Genomic DNA, 13,291 nt, shown 5'->3' with positions numbered 1-13,291 from the left:
TCATACGCGCGTTCTGAGCGCGACGTATCGCACGTGTGCGGGGAGAAGACGGTGTCGCACAGGCCCACGGACTGGCACGTACTCGATCTCGAACGCGACCCGACGCCGGGCGACCCGCAACGCGTACGCAGACTCGCCGGCACCCTGCACGACTTCGCCGACGACGTGGGCGACGTACTGCGTGATCTCAAGGGCATCGCCAAGGAGGAGGAGATCCTCTCCTGGGCGGGCAAGACCGCGGCCGTGTTCGCGGAGGAGTTCGGGGACGTCCCGAAGAAGCTCCGCAAGCTGAAGAAGTCGTACGACCTGGCGGGTGACGCCCTGACCACGTTCTGGCCTGACCTCCAGGACGCCCAGGACAAGGCGGACAGGGCACTGCGCGACGGCCGCAAGGCACACGAGGAACTCTCCACCGCCCAGTCCGCGCTGACCGGCGCCGACGACTGGGTCCGCAGGGCGACCGAGAAGACCGACTCGTACGACCCCGCCAAGAACGGCGGCAAGGACGTCCCCAAGCCCGACGAGGCCGACGTCCGCCGCGCGACCCGGGACGCCCAGCACGCGAAGGCCCGCCAGGCGGCAGCGGAGCGGAACGTCGAGAGCGCGCAGAACGCCCTGGACGCGGCCAAGAAGCTCGCCGCGCAGGCCATGGGCCTGCGCGAAGACGCCGCCCGCCGGACCGTGACCAAGCTGCGGGAAGCCTCCGACGCCGGAATCCCGAACCGGCACTGGTGGGAAGAGATCGGCGACTGGGTCACCGACAACTGGGACGAGATCGTCACCGTCTGCAAGTGGGTCGTGGCCATCGCCGGCATCATCGTGATGATCGTCGGGGGCCCGCTCGGCTGGCTGGTCTTCGCGGCGGCGCTTGTCGTGATGGCCGACACGATAAGAAGAGTCATCAAAGGCGAGGCGGGGTGGGGCGATCTCCTCTGGGCAGCCCTGGACTGCATACCCGCCACGAAGGGCTTCACCAGCCTCGCCAAGCTCGGCAAGCTCTGGAAAGCGGGCGGACTCAAGGGGCTCGGCGCCGGCGCCATGGGCGGCATCGGCGGTGGTTTGGAGAACCTCGCCAACAGCGTACGCAACCTGAGAAATGTACGCTTCTCGCTGTACAGCATGATGGGTAAGAGTCGATGGTGGAAGGCAGACTCACCCCACGTCGCTCCGCCCGGCCGACAAGCAGACGACGCCCTGCCATCCGACATGCCCATTTATCACAAGCCGGGGGCGACTGCTATCGGATATGACCCGGCAACCCTCCGGAATTTCGATGTCGCGGAGCGACTGCCCGGCTACCAGGATGTCATCCTTCACGGCACGACCGATGGCCGAATGGTTGCTGGCCAGATCAACCGAGCAGGACAGCGAGCGGGCGGACACGACGTGCACCCCAACCATGTCCTCGACACGATCAATCGAATACCGGACTATAATGGCGAGCCCATCCGCATGCTCACCTGCCATTCCGGGACGGCTCAGCCCGAAGTGATCCAGCACATGGCCAACTCTCTGGGGGTCCCCGTCAAGGCCCCGACCAACGCAGTTGGCGTTCCCTCCTTTGGAGACGGACCCTTCACCCCTCATATCAAGGACAAGGGGTCATGGCTCACCTTCCTTCCCATGGCATGAGCCTCAGCGAACACATGGAGCCCACATGATTAACCCGGTAGGTTTCTTCTCAGAGCTCAGCCCTGGATGGGGGCTTCCTGAGAGTGGCTCGATCAGAGATGCCGTACGGTCTTCGGGCGAGGCGGACGAAGCGGAGATCGTCTCGTACCTGCTGAACGGCACGGAGATCTGGAGCGAAATGAGCGCGGGGCCAGACGTACTGGACCCCGAGGGCCAGATCTTGACCGGTATCGGTTCTTTGCGCACGGACGGCGAATGGATCTGGCGCGGAGACCTGTCGTACTACGTTTCCCACCATCACGTCGCCCTGCCCGATCAATTCGTCACGCACATCCGCGATTCACGTTACTCACCACCGAGGGTTCCAGAAAACAGGCTCGTGGCGATCGCGACAGAAGATCTTGGCATGTCCCTCGATTAAGGCCTCACAGGACAGACAGAAAGGGAATGGTAAATCGATGCCCAGCTTCTCGCTGGCCGTTCCGGATTCCTGGTGGGAATGTGACATACGCCCGGAGGGGCGTGAGGCCACGGTACGGACCATGGTCGACGAACGTGTCCGGGAGACACCGGAGTTGGCCCCTTACCGCACCGACCTGACCACCATGCTCCGGAAGATGACCAAGGACGCTCACGACTCCGGTGCCCTCTACCTGGGCTGCATGGCCGAGAACTTCGACGGTGTCCCGCTCTCCGCGACCGTCACGGTGTCCGTCGTCGGCGCCAAGAACCAGCAGGGCGTAGTGCTGTCCACCGACCCCCGGGCCATCGCCGAAAGCCTGCGCACGATCACGCCCCGCCGCGAAGGCGACGCCTGGCGCAAGGTCACGACCGTCGGCATCCCGGACGTGGGGCCCGCCGCCCGGACGTACGGCGTGGAGGACGTGCCCGTCGCTCAGGGCGACAGTCGCACCCTGCGTATGGTGCTGACACAGACGTACATCCCGGTACCGGGAGCCACCGACCAGATCGTCCTTGTCTCAGGAGCCAGTCCGGTGCTGGATCTCGCGGATGCCTTCCACGACATCTTCGACGCTGTGACCGGCACGTTCCGATTCGTCTGACCCGCCCGCAGAGAGGACTTCGCGCATGGGCAAGAGTGACCTCGCACTGCCGTTGACCGAGCTGGAGGACTACGGACGCCGGCTGCGGTCGCTCAAGACGCGGCTGAACCACACGAAGAAGCTCTTCGAGTCCTACAGGGACGACATCGGCGACGGCAGCGTCAACGACGCCCTCGGCGACTTCGAGTCCAACTGGGAGGACGGCCGCGAGGACATCACCCAGCAGCTCGACGCGCTCGGCGACATGTCGGACGCCGTGGTCCGCGAGTTCAAGAAGCTCGAAGACGAACTCACCAAGAAGCTCAACAAGGCGGTGAAGACCGAGGACAAGCGGGGCGGAAAGGGTGGCAAGGGGGGCGGCGCATAGGGTCGCCCTCTGGCGGCCCCACCCAGAGGACAGGTGCTGCCCCTCGGCGGCCTCGCTGGTCACCGACTGGATCTCCCGCACCGCCACGTCCCGCGCAGCTCCGAACATGCCGTCCGAGCCGGATGCGCGCGGGTGCGCTGCGGCCCGCCTCACCCGCCTGCCGGCAGCCGGTGTCGAGGATGGCGGCGGTCCCCAGCGAGTTCCGTGGCCAGGCCCCGTGGTGGCGAGGCGACCGTACGGGCTCAGATGCCGCCCGACGCCACCGGCTCCCCCTCCGCCCCCTTCGGCCGCCGCCCCACCTGGGTGCGGACCGCTCCGAAGCTGGCGCCGATGACCAGGGCGATGGCGACGGCCTGGACGGCGGTGAGGGCCTGGCTGAGGACGAGGAAGCCGGCGAGGGAGGCGATGGCCGGTTCCAGGCTCATCATGATGGCGAAGGTGGAGGCGGGGAGCCTGCGCAGGGCGATCAGTTCCAGGGTGTAGGGCAGGACCGAGGAGAGCAGGGCGACGCCCGCGCCGAGGGCTAGGGTGACCGGGTCGAGCAGGGCCCCGCCCGCGTCGGCCACGCCGAACGGCAGCACCAGCACAGCGGCGACGACCAGCGCCAGCGCCAGCCCGTCGGCCTGCGGGAAGCGGCGGCCCGTACCGGCGCTGAACAGGATGTACGCCGCCCAGCACGCGCCCGCGCCGAGGGCGAAGGCGACGCCCGACAGGTCCAGGCCGCCGAAGCCGCTGCCGCCGAGCAGGAACACCCCGGCGAGGGCGAGCAGCGCCCACAGGCCGTTGATGAGGCGGCGGGAGGCGAGCACGGAGAGGGCGAGCGGGCCCAGCACCTCCAGGGTGACGGCGGGGCCGAGCGGGATGCGGTCGACCGACTGGTAGAAGAGGGCGTTCATGCCGCCCATGGCCGTGCCGAAGGCGAGGACGGTGCCCCAGTCGGCGCGGGTGTAGCCGCGCAGCGAGGGGCGGCAGACCGCCATCATCACGAGGGCGGCGACGGCCAGCCGGATCGAGACGACGCCGAGCGCGCCCGCCCTCGGCATCAGCGTCACCGCGAGCGCCCCGCCGAACTGCACGGAGAGCCCGCCGGCGAGGACCAGCCCGACCGGGCCGAGGGCACCCCTGCTCCCGGCACCCCGGCGGCGCCTCCCGCCGGCGGCGCCGGTGGCCTCCGGTGTGCTGACGGCGGCTCCCGCCGCCACCGTCGCGGCCGCGACCGCGTCCGACCCCTGCCCGCTCACTGGCTGTTCCGCCCTTCGTCCGTCCGGACCCACGTCGCGGCGACAGCCCGTCGCCCGGCACCGCAGAGTCCGGAGTCCCGCACCGCGCCCGGCCGCGACCCCTGCGCGACCCGCGCACGCCACCTCACGTTACGCACCCCCGCGCGCCCCGTGAAATGCCTCCTGCGCAGCCGTTATGCTCCCCAGACATGAGCCCTGCGCGTACCCGTCGCGACCTGGAACTCCGCCACCTCCGCTGCTTCCTCGCCATCGCGGAGGAGCGCAACATCACCCGGGCCGCGGCCCGCCTCGGCCTCACCCAGCCGGCCGTCTCCCGCACCCTCGCCACCCTGGAGGCCGCGCTCGGCGTACGCCTCGTGGACCGCTCCACCCACCACCTCACGCTCACCCCGGAGGGCGAGACGTTCCGGGTCCGGGCCGCCGCGGCCGTCACCGCCTTCGGCGACGCCCTCGACGTCGGCCGCGCCGTGGCCCGGCCGCTGCGGCTGGGCCACTCCTGGTCCGCGGCCGGGCACTTCACCACCCCGCTGCTGCGCCGCTGGCGCCGCGCCCACCCCGGCGTACCGCTGGAGCTGCTGCGCCACGACGACCGCACCGCCGGGCTGGCCTCCGGCTCGACCGACGCGGCGTTGCTGCGCGGGCCCGTGGACTCCCCCGGCCTGGTCGCGGTCACCCTCTTCAGCGAACACCGGGTGGCGGCCGTGCCCTCGGACAGCCCGCTCGCCGGCCGGCCCGAACTGGACCTGGCCGACCTCGCCCCGTACCCGGTCGCCCTCAACCCGGTCTCCGGGACCACCACCCTGGCCCTGTGGCCCGCCGCGACCCGCCCCACCCGCGCTCTGACCGTCGCCAACACCGACGACTGGCTCGCCGTCATCGCCGCCGACCGGGCCGTGGGCGTCACCAGCGCCGCCACCCCGGGCATGCACCCCCACCCCGGCGTCACCTTCGTCCCCCTCACCGACGCGCCCCCGCTCCCGGTCAGCCTCGCCTGGCCGGACCGCACCACCCACCCGGCGCTCCCGGCGCTGGTGAGGCTGGCGCAGGAGATCACGGCAGGGGCGTGAGCGGGCCGGGTGCCTCGGCGTCAGCCCTCGTGGGGCACCTCCGGGCGGGCGACCGGTACGACGGTGCGGAGATCGTCCAGCCCCTCCGCCAGCACCTCCGCCAGGTGTCGCGGTCGGGCGTCGGTGAGCTGGGTGAGCTGGGTGCGGCAGGAGTAGCCGTCGGTGACGACGGCGGCGCCGGCCGGGGCGGCGGCCACGGCGGGGAGGAGCTGGTCCTCGGCGCAGGCGACGGAGACCTCGTAATGGCCCTGCTCGAAGCCGAAGTTGCCGGCGAGGCCGCAGCAGCCGCCGGTGAGCGTGCCGGTGAGGCCGGCGCGTTCGCGCAGGACGCGGTCGGCCTCGGTGTCGAGGACGGCGTGCTGGTGGCAGTGGGTCTGGCCGGTGACGGGGCGGTCGAGGCGCGGCGGCTGGTAGTCGGCGCCGACGAGGGTCTGGGCGAAGGTGCGGACGCGGGCGGCGAGGCGGTGGGCGCGCGGGTCGTCCGGGTTCAGTTCGGGCAGGTCGGTGGCGAGGGCGGCGGCGCAGCTCGGTTCGAGGACGGTGAGCGGGGTGGTGTCGCCCTCGTCGAGGAGCCCTTCGCCCTCCAGGGTGTCGAGGGTGGCGCGCTGGACCTTGCGGGCGGCGTCGAGCTGGCCGGTGGAGACGTAGGTGAGGCCGCAGCAGACGCGGCCCTTCGGGGTGAGGGGGGTCAGCCCCGCGTCGTCCAGGACGCGGCGGGCGGCTGCCTCGACGGACGGGGTGAGGTGGGTGGTGAACGTGTCGGGGAACAGGAGGACGGGCCGGCCGTCGCGGCGGCCCGGGGTGGTGCGGGCGCGGCGGCGCTCGGCGGGGGTGGCCAGCGGCGGGATGGGGCGTTCGGGGGCGATCCCGGCGAGGTACTTGGCGGCGGTGGCGAGCGGGCCGACCCGGGTGGCGGCGTTGAGCAGCGGGGTGACCGGCGCGGCGAGGCGCAGCCAGCGGGGCAGGCGGCCGAGCGCGTAGTGGGCGCGGGGGCGGAGCCTGCCCTCGTAGTGGTGGTGGAGGAACTCGGCCTTGTACGTGGCCATGTCGACGCCTACGGGGCAGTCGCTGCGGCAGCCCTTGCAGGAGAGGCAGAGGTCGAGGGCGTCGCGGACCTCGGGCGACCGCCAGCCCTCGGGGACCAGGCCGCCGCGTGTGCCCGCCAGCATCTCGTGGAGGAGGCGGGCGCGGCCCCGGGTGGAGTGCTCCTCCTCGCCGGTGGCCCGGAAGGAGGGGCACATGACGGCGGGGCCGGAGACCGACTCCGTACGGCACTTGGCGACGCCGACGCAGCGGCGGACGGCGGCGGAGAAGTCGCCGCCGTCGTGGGGGTAGGCGAAGGCGGTCTCGACCGGGGCCTCGGGGAGGACGGCGAAGCGCAGGTCGGCGTCGAGCGGGGCGGGGCGGACGAGGACGCCGGGGTTGAGGGCGCCGTCGGGGTCCCAGACGTCCTTGGCGTCGCCGAAGAGGCGGACCAGGTCGTCGCCGTAGAGGGCGGGGAGGAGTTCGGCGCGGGCCATGCCGTCGCCGTGCTCGCCGGAGAGGGAGCCGCCGTGCCTCACGACGAGGGCGGCCAGTTCCTCGGAGAAGCGCCGGAAGCGGCCGACGCCGTCGGGGGTGAGCAGGTCGAAGTCGATGCGCACGTGGATGCAGCCGTCGCCGAAGTGCCCGTACGGGGTGCCGCGCAGCCCGTACTCGGCGAGCAGGGCACGGAACTCCCGCAGGTAGGCGCCGAGCCGGGCGGGCGGGACCGCGCAGTCCTCCCAGCCGGGCCACGCCTCGGAGCCGTCGGGCATCCGGGTGGCGGTGCCGGAGGCGTCCTCGCGGACCCGCCACAGGGCGCGCTGGCCGGCGGGGTCGTCGACGACGAGGCTGTCGAGGGCGTCGGCGGCGCGGGCCAGCGCCTCGGCGCCCGCGCGCGCCTCGGCACGGGTGGCGCCGCCGGTCTCGACGAAGAGCCAGGCGCCGCCCCGGGGCAGGCCGCGCGGGTCGGGGACGAGGTCGGCGGCCATGCCCTCGACGGTGAGCGGCGCGTACGGCAGGAGGCCGGGGGCGGCCTCGGCGGCGGCGGACTCGTCGGCGTACCCGAGGACGGCGAGGGCGCGGGCGGCTGGTGCCTCGACCAGGCGGACGGTGGCCTCGGTGAGCAGGCCGAGGGTGCCCTCGGTGCCGCAGAAGAAGCGGGGCAGGTCGGCGCCGCGTTCGGGGAGCAGGGCGTCCATCGCGTAGCCGGAGATGCGGCGGGGCAGGTCGGGGTAGCCGGTGCGGAGCAGGGCGAGGTGGCCGTGGACGAGGTCGCGCAGGCCCTCGGGGGCGCCGGTCCAGTCGCCGGGGGCCAGGTGGTGGGCGGTGCCCCGGTACGTGCGGACGTCGAGCGCGTGGACGTTGTCGGCGGTGGTGCCCCAGGCCACCGAGTGGGAGCCGCAGGAGTTGTTGCCGATCATGCCGCCGAGGGTGCAGCGGTTGTGCGTGGAGGGGTCGGGGCCGAAGGTGAGGCCGTGCGGGGCGGCGGCGTCGCGGAGCCGGTCGAGGATCAGGCCGGGCTGGACGCGGGCGGTGCGGGCCTCGGGGTCGAGGGCGAGCAGGCCGTTCATGTGCCGGGTGAAGTCGAGCACGACACCGGTGCCGGTGGCCTGTCCGGCGATGGAGGTGCCCGCGCCCCGGGCGACCACCGGCACGCCGTACTCCCGGCACACCGCGAGGGCGGCGGCCACGTCGTCGGCGTCGCGCGGCGCGACCGTGCCCAGGGGCACGCGCCGGTAGTTGGAGGCGTCCATCGTGTTCAGCGCGCGGGCGGTGACCGAGAAGTCGGCCTCCCCCGCGACCTCGGCGGCCAGGGCACGGGCCAGGTCGGTGCGGAGGACCTGCTCGGGGGTGGTGACGGGGTGCGGCATGGGCGGGTCCTCGGTCGGGTGGGGCCTGGTCGAACGCGGGCGAGGCGGCCCATCGGACGGCCGTCACCCACCTCCCCACGGTACGCACCGGGTGGCGGCGCGCCCGGGCGACGTGTCCGCCCGTCAGCCGGGGGTGGTCCACCTCTGCGGGCCCGCCGCCCGCCGGGCTCCCCGTGGCCGGGCCGGTCGCGGCGGACGAGCCCCTCCGGCGGCCTGCCGGCCCTTCCGGTGCGGGTGCGGCGGGAGCCCCGGCTTCCGGGGCGTGAGCGACGTCACATCACGCAGTGCGTACGGAACCCCGGTCCACGGCCCGATAAACCGCCATACAGCGGAATTGATCATTCGCGAACCGTCACCATCCCGATCCCCATCGCTCAGGATCTTCCCAAATCGCACACGAACCCTCTTATAGTTGCCGCGAGTTACGGGGAGTCAGCTATTCCGGGCAGCGACGGACGCCGGTCGGGTGGCCGTCGCGCCCCGCAGCCGTACCACCCTGTTCCCGCATCGGCCCCGGGCGCTGACCACGCCCCCGGCCGCCGCCCGCACGCGTCCATGAGGACCCGATTGATGACAGCGACCACCCCCCTCACGCGCCCGGGGACGGAGCGGTTGCCGCTTCGTCCCGCCGTGCGGGCCCTGCTCGTCTCCGTACTCGTCACCGGGGTACTCGGCACAGCCTTCGTCCTCTCCGCGCCGCCGTCCGTGCGCACGCCCCTGGCCTGGTGCACCGCGGCGGGGGCGCTGCTGCTGTGCGTGGCCGCGGTGACCGTGGCCCGTCTCGTCCAGCTGGACGAGACGCTGCGCGAGCGGCTCGGCTCGCTCGGCGAGGAGGTGGCCCGGGGCGACCGGGAGCGGGTGCGGCTGACCGGGGAGAACACCCGCCTGACCGAGGAGCGGCGCCGCGCGCTGGCCGAACGCGACGCCGCGCTTGCCTCGTTCGCCAACGCCGCCGGCCGCATGCAGGCCCTGTCCACCGGGATGCTCGCCGACCTGCGGGCCATGCAGGAACGCCACAGCGACGAGGACGTCCTCGGCGACCTCTTCCACCTCGACCACCGCACCGCCCAGGCCGGCCGCCTCGCCGACTCCGTCGCCGTGCTCTCCGGCGCCCGGTCGGGCCGCCGCTGGGCCCGGCCGATCGTCATGGAGTCGATCCTGCGCGGCGCGCTCGGCCGGATCAGCGGCTACCAGCGGGTGCGCACCCACGCCGCCAGCGACGTCCACGTCGCCGGGCACGCCGCCGAGGGCGTCATTCACGTCCTCGCCGAACTCCTCGACAACGCCACCACGTTCTCGCCGCCCAACGCCGAGGTGCACGTCTACGCGGAGGAGGTCCCGGCCGGGCTCATCGTCTCCGTCGAGGACGCCGGGCTGGTCATGAGCGAGGTGCAGCTGCGCCGGGCGGAGGCCGCCGTCTCCGGCACCACCGACCTCGCCTCGCTCTCCGGCACCCGCATGGGCCTCGCCGTCGTCGGCCGCCTCGCCCGCAAGCACGGGCTGAAGGTCTCCTTCCGCCCCTCGGCGCGCGGCGGCACCGGTGTGCTGGTGCTGCTCCCCCAGGACCTCCTCTCCCGCCCCTCGCACCCGGCGGGCCCCGGCGCCCCGGCGGTGACCGCCTCTCCGGAAGCGCGCGAGCACCCCTTCGCCGGCCTCCCGGCCGCCCCTGCGGCGGGTACGGCCGCCCCGGCGGCCGACACCGCCGTGCTCCCGGCCACGCCCGGCGCCGAGGACGCCCCGGACGGCGGCCCGGACCCGTACGACTCCGGCGCCTTCCGGACCGTGCCGTACGACCCGGCGGCGTACCGGGGCGACCGCGAGGACGGCTCCGGCGGGCACACCCGCCCGGCCGCCGACGCGGAGCCCGCCGAGACGCCCGACGGCCACGCCCGCACCCCGCTGCCCTCCCGCCGCGAACCCCGTACGGGCGCGATCGCCCAGGCGCGGCCCCGTACCGCATCCCCCTCACCGGCCACCGGCACCACCTCCGGGGCCACCGAGTCCGGCCCCGCCGGACTCCCCAAGCGGCGGCGCGGCCAGACCCTGGCGGCGGCTCACCCGGACGGGGCCCCCGCCTCCCCGGGCGCGGCCACCGCCCCGGTCGACGCCCGACTGCGGGCCGCCCGGTTCAGCAGCTTCCGCAACGCCGTCCGCCCGACCGAACCGACCCCGGAAGGCACTGACTCCCCATGACCGGCACCACCACCGACGAGAAGCTCAACTGGCTGCTGGAGAGGCTCCTTGAGCGCACTCCCGGCGCCCGCCACGCCCTCGTCCTCTCCCGCGACGGCCTGAAGCTGTGCCGTACCCCCGAACTCTCCGTCGACCAGGCCGACCAGCTCGCGGCCATCGCCGCGGGCATCCAGAGCCTGTCGCACGGCGCCTCCGTGGAGTTCGGCGACGGCTCCGGCGGGGTCCGGTCGGCGATGGCCGAGTTCTACGGCGGGGTGCTGTTCATCGTGGAGGCCGGTGACGGCGCGCACCTCGCGGTCGTCGCCGACGAGGACGGCGACCCCGGCCTGGTCGGGCACAACATGAGCGAACTGGTGGAGCAGCTCGGCGAGCACCTGGCCGCCGAACCGCGGGCCACCGAGGCCACCACCTGATGGGCAGGCCGGGCCGCGACGACGCCCCCGACCGGCTGTTCACGCTCACCGGCGGACGCAGCCGCGCCGACAGTGACGCCTTCGACCTGGTGACGCTCGTGGTGACGGAGAGCGGGCCGACCGCGGGCATGCAGTCCGAACACGTAACGATCCTCACCACCTGCCGCCGGCCCACCGCCGTGGTCGAACTCGCGGCCGACCTGAAGCTGCCCGTCTCGATCGTGCGGGTGCTCCTGACGGACCTGCTCGACCAGGGCCGGATCAGCGCCCGCCACCCCCGTTCCACCCCGGCCTCCGGCACGGTGGACCCCGAACTTCTGGAGCAGGTGCTCGTTGGACTCCGCAATCTCTGACGCGGCCGCGGACCCGGCCGCCACCGCCCGGCCCGAGCGCGCGGCCCTGGCCGGTACCGCCGACAACGGGCTGAAGATCGTCGTCGTCGGCGGGTTCGGTGTCGGCAAGACCACGCTGGTCCGCTCGGTGAGCGAGATCCGTCCCCTCAACACCGAGGAGACGATGACCCGGGCGGGCGAGGACGTCGACGACACGGCGGGCGTCGCCGGCAAGACGGCGACCACCGTCGCCTTCGACTTCGGCCGCATCACCCTCGACGCGCGCAACGTCCTGTACCTCTTCGGCGCCCCCGGCCAGGAGCGGTTCTGGTTCCTGTGGGACCGGCTGTTCTCCGGCACCCTCGGCGCCGTCGTCCTGGTGGACACCCGGCGCATCGCCGACTCCTGGTACGCGATCGACCGGCTGGAGCACCACGGCACGCCGTTCATCGTGGCCTGCAACGACTTCGGCGGGCCGCGCCACGGCGAAGCCGACCTCCGCGAGGCCCTCGACCTGCACCCGCGCGTCCCCCTCGTCCACTGCGACGCCCGCTCCCGCGACTCCTCCCGGGACGTGCTGATCGCCCTGGTGGAGCACCTGCGGACGCTGTACGTCCCCGGCGCGCGCCCCGCCGCCCCGGCACAGGAGGCCCTGTCGTGACCCCCTCCCACAGCCCCTCGGCCGCCACCGGCGCCCCCGAGAGCACCGCGGCGGAACCCGCCGTCCAGGCCGCCCCGACGGCCGGCGGCTGCCCCGTCGCCCACGGGGGCGGCGGTGAGGCCGCCCCCCTGCTGCTGGGCGGCGACCGCTTCCAGTCCGACCCGATCGGCCTCTACCGTGACCTGCGGCGCGAGCACGGCGCGGTCGCCCCCGTGGTCCTGCCCGGCCGGCTGCCCGCCTGGCTGGTCATCGGCTACCGCGAACTGCACCAGGTCACCAGCGACCCGGTGCTCTACAGCCGCGACTCCGACCTGTGGAACCAGTGGGACCAGGTGCCGGAGAACTGGCCGCTGCGGCCGATGATCGGCAAACAGGAGTCGATCCTCTACACCGTCGGCGAACGCCACCGGCGGCGCGCCGCCGTCATGGAGGGGGGCCTGGAGGCGGTCCAGGCACACGAGTTGCGCGCCACCACCGAGCGGCTCGCCGACTCCCTGATCGACGACTTCTGCGGGAGCGGCGAGGCCGACGTCATCGCCGACTACGCGATGATGATGCCCGCCCTCGTCCTCTTCCAGCTCTTCGGCCTGCCGGACAGCGAGGGCCGGGGCCTGGCCCACGCCATCAACGACATGATCAACGGCGGCGAGCGCGCCCTCGCCGGACAGCAGCACATCCGCGAGTGCGTCGGCCGGATGGTCGCCGACCTGCAGACCCATCCCCGCGACCACGTCACCAGCCGCATGCTGCGGCTCTCCGGGCACCTGCCCGGAGAGGACCGGTCGGTGATCACCGACGAGTTCAGTGCCACCGAGATCATCCAGGACGTCCTGGTGATGGTGGTCGCCGGCCACCAGCCGACCGCCGACTGGATCGGCAACACGCTCCGGCTGATGCTGACCGACACCCGGTTCGCCGCCTCCCTCTTCGGCGGGCGCCACTCCATCGCGGAGGCGATGAACGAGGTCCTCTGGGAGGACACCCCGAGCCAGAACATCGCCGGCCGCTGGGCCACCCGCGACACCCACATCGGCGGACGCCGCATCCGCGAGGGCGACCTGCTGATCCTCAGCTTCGCGGGGGCCAACTACGACCCGCTGGTGCGCACCGACCAGTCGGCGCTGACCGGCGGCAACAACGCCTTCTTCTCGTTCGGCCACGGCGAGCACCGCTGCCCGTTCCCGGCCCGGGAGATCGCCGAGATCGTCGCCCGCACCTCCATCGAGGTCATCCTCGACCGGCTGCCCGACATCGACCTGGCCGTCCCCGCCGAGGAACTGACCCGCCGCCCCTCGCCGTGGCTGCGCGGCCTCACCCGGCTCCCGGTGAGCTTCACCCCGGTCCCCGCCGGCTGACCGGCCGGGCCCCGGGCCGTACGACGCCGCGGGGGCCGGCCCTCCTGATCCCACCCCCCGCGACGCCGACCG

At 73.4% G+C, this 13,291-nt stretch carries 12 protein-coding genes; 10 read left to right on the top strand and 2 right to left on the bottom strand.

The window, feature by feature from the left end; translation table 11 throughout:
- Positions 1 to 51 precede the first annotated feature (51 nt).
- Genes ACSLIC_RS15610 through ACSLIC_RS15595 form a run of 4 tightly spaced genes read left to right on the top strand, consistent with a single transcriptional unit; the run spans position 52 to position 3,063 of the window.
- Positions 52 to 1,632, top strand: a complete 1,581-nt coding sequence (locus ACSLIC_RS15610; RefSeq protein ID WP_436738304.1) for a WXG100 family type VII secretion target — start codon at positions 52 to 54, stop codon at positions 1,630 to 1,632.
- 25 nt (positions 1,633 to 1,657) lie between these two features.
- Positions 1,658 to 2,053: a hypothetical protein gene (locus ACSLIC_RS15605; protein ID WP_436738303.1), complete on the top strand. Its 396-nt coding sequence runs from the start codon at positions 1,658 to 1,660 to the stop codon at positions 2,051 to 2,053.
- A 37-nt stretch (positions 2,054 to 2,090) separates the two neighbouring features.
- Complete coding sequence (locus ACSLIC_RS15600) at positions 2,091 to 2,696, top strand: hypothetical protein (protein WP_436738302.1); 606 nt, start codon at positions 2,091 to 2,093, stop codon at positions 2,694 to 2,696.
- 25 nt (positions 2,697 to 2,721) lie between these two features.
- Positions 2,722 to 3,063, top strand: a complete 342-nt coding sequence (locus tag ACSLIC_RS15595) for a hypothetical protein (protein WP_436738301.1) — start codon at positions 2,722 to 2,724, stop codon at positions 3,061 to 3,063.
- Between the two features lie 242 nt (positions 3,064 to 3,305).
- Here the strand turns inward: ACSLIC_RS15595 and ACSLIC_RS15590 are convergent, their stop codons facing one another.
- Complete coding sequence (locus tag ACSLIC_RS15590; RefSeq protein ID WP_436738300.1) at positions 3,306 to 4,304, bottom strand: EamA family transporter; 999 nt, start codon at positions 4,302 to 4,304, stop codon at positions 3,306 to 3,308.
- A 188-nt stretch (positions 4,305 to 4,492) separates the two neighbouring features.
- Here ACSLIC_RS15590 and ACSLIC_RS15585 point away from each other — a divergent pair, with 188 nt between their 5' ends.
- Complete coding sequence (locus tag ACSLIC_RS15585) at positions 4,493 to 5,371, top strand: LysR family transcriptional regulator (protein WP_436738299.1); 879 nt, start codon at positions 4,493 to 4,495, stop codon at positions 5,369 to 5,371.
- 20 nt (positions 5,372 to 5,391) lie between these two features.
- Here ACSLIC_RS15585 and ACSLIC_RS15580 read toward each other — a convergent pair whose 3' ends face one another.
- Positions 5,392 to 8,265 (bottom strand): FAD-binding and (Fe-S)-binding domain-containing protein, encoded by a 2,874-nt coding sequence (locus ACSLIC_RS15580; RefSeq protein WP_436738298.1) that lies wholly within the window; start codon positions 8,263 to 8,265, stop codon positions 5,392 to 5,394.
- A gap of 570 nt (positions 8,266 to 8,835) precedes the next feature.
- Between ACSLIC_RS15580 and ACSLIC_RS15575 the strand changes: the two genes are divergently transcribed.
- Genes ACSLIC_RS15575 through ACSLIC_RS15555 form a run of 5 tightly spaced genes read left to right on the top strand, consistent with a single transcriptional unit; the run spans position 8,836 to position 13,219 of the window.
- On the top strand, positions 8,836 to 10,458 hold the full coding sequence (locus ACSLIC_RS15575; RefSeq protein ID WP_436738297.1) for an ATP-binding protein: 1,623 nt from the start codon (positions 8,836 to 8,838) through the stop codon (positions 10,456 to 10,458).
- Positions 10,455 to 10,871, top strand: coding sequence for a roadblock/LC7 domain-containing protein (locus tag ACSLIC_RS15570; RefSeq protein WP_436738296.1), 417 nt, complete (start codon positions 10,455 to 10,457; stop codon positions 10,869 to 10,871). Before ACSLIC_RS15575 ends, ACSLIC_RS15570 begins: the two co-directional genes overlap by 4 nt.
- Entirely contained in the window at positions 10,871 to 11,224 is a 354-nt protein-coding gene (locus ACSLIC_RS15565; protein ID WP_436738295.1) for a DUF742 domain-containing protein, read from the top strand. Before ACSLIC_RS15570 ends, ACSLIC_RS15565 begins: the two co-directional genes overlap by 1 nt.
- Positions 11,205 to 11,864 carry a GTP-binding protein gene (locus ACSLIC_RS15560; protein ID WP_436738294.1) on the top strand — a complete coding sequence of 220 codons (660 nt, stop codon included), beginning with the start codon at positions 11,205 to 11,207 and terminating at the stop codon, positions 11,862 to 11,864. Before ACSLIC_RS15565 ends, ACSLIC_RS15560 begins: the two co-directional genes overlap by 20 nt.
- Positions 11,861 to 13,219 carry a cytochrome P450 gene (locus ACSLIC_RS15555; protein ID WP_436738293.1) on the top strand — a complete coding sequence of 453 codons (1,359 nt, stop codon included), beginning with the start codon at positions 11,861 to 11,863 and terminating at the stop codon, positions 13,217 to 13,219. The genes ACSLIC_RS15560 and ACSLIC_RS15555 overlap by 4 nt, the downstream gene beginning before the upstream one ends.
- Positions 13,220 to 13,291 lie beyond the last annotated feature (72 nt).

It is taken from the genome of Streptomyces sp. BBFR102, from assembly GCF_051397025.1.
Lineage (GTDB): Bacteria > Actinomycetota > Actinomycetes > Streptomycetales > Streptomycetaceae > Streptomyces.
Note: the sequence above shows the minus strand (reverse complement) of the source record. Positions and strands in the feature narration are given on the sequence as shown.

Bases quoted from the DNA above. Each gene is read 5' to 3' on its own strand.
- ACSLIC_RS15605 (WP_436738303.1), top strand. From the start codon at position 1,658: ATGATTAACCCGGTAGGTTTCTTCTCAGAGCTCAGCCCTGGATGGGGG.
- ACSLIC_RS15600 (WP_436738302.1), top strand. From the start codon at position 2,091: ATGCCCAGCTTCTCGCTGGCCGTTCCGGATTCCTGGTGGGAATGTGAC.
- ACSLIC_RS15595 (WP_436738301.1), top strand. From the start codon at position 2,722: ATGGGCAAGAGTGACCTCGCACTGCCGTTGACCGAGCTGGAGGACTAC.
- ACSLIC_RS15565 (WP_436738295.1), top strand. From the start codon at position 10,871: ATGGGCAGGCCGGGCCGCGACGACGCCCCCGACCGGCTGTTCACGCTC.
- ACSLIC_RS15575 (WP_436738297.1), top strand. From the start codon at position 8,836: ATGACAGCGACCACCCCCCTCACGCGCCCGGGGACGGAGCGGTTGCCG.
- ACSLIC_RS15585 (WP_436738299.1), top strand. From the start codon at position 4,493: ATGAGCCCTGCGCGTACCCGTCGCGACCTGGAACTCCGCCACCTCCGC.
- ACSLIC_RS15570 (WP_436738296.1), top strand. From the start codon at position 10,455: ATGACCGGCACCACCACCGACGAGAAGCTCAACTGGCTGCTGGAGAGG.
- ACSLIC_RS15580 (WP_436738298.1), bottom strand. From the start codon at position 8,265: ATGCCGCACCCCGTCACCACCCCCGAGCAGGTCCTCCGCACCGACCTG.